Source organism: Streptomyces griseorubiginosus (genome assembly GCF_017614965.1).
GTDB classification, from domain to species: domain Bacteria; phylum Actinomycetota; class Actinomycetes; order Streptomycetales; family Streptomycetaceae; genus Streptomyces; species Streptomyces griseorubiginosus_B.
In genome coordinates this window covers 1-408 of the sequence record NZ_WVUG01000757.1, presented here as the reverse complement: position 1 = coordinate 408, position 408 = coordinate 1, and the positions used below count along the sequence as shown (strand labels likewise).

General features: G+C 48.3%; 1 pseudogene. It reads right to left on the bottom strand.

Annotated elements, in window-relative coordinates:
• Positions 1–287: pseudogene (locus GRC12_RS45140) on the bottom strand (glucose-6-phosphate isomerase); the annotation flags it as partial.
• Between the last annotated feature and the right edge of the window lie 121 nt (positions 288–408).

Genomic DNA, 408 nt, shown 5'->3' with positions numbered 1-408 from the left:
ACGGCGCGGTCTTCGGTGCGGTTGATCTTCTCGCCGGAGAACATGGATTTAATCGCGCCGGCCAGATCGGTCTCTTTCGCCAGATCCTGTAATTTTGCCAGCGTCTCTTCGGTGATGCGGTTTTTGGAGAAATCCACCAGCATCAGATCGTCAAACGTCGCGGAAAATTTAGCGAAACGGTCGCTATCGTTCGCGAAAAGCTCAGCGATCGTAACGTCTTTCATTTCATCGTAGTGTTTCTGGAGCGCCTGCCAGGCAGAAGTCTGCGTTGGATTGATGTTTTTCATTAGCAATACTCTTCTGATTTGAGAATTGTGACTGGGATCGATTGTAACGCCAGTCACAGAAAAGTGTGATTGTTTTAGTGCCGTTGCCCCAGGCACTGTCGAATGAGGATAAAAAGTATAT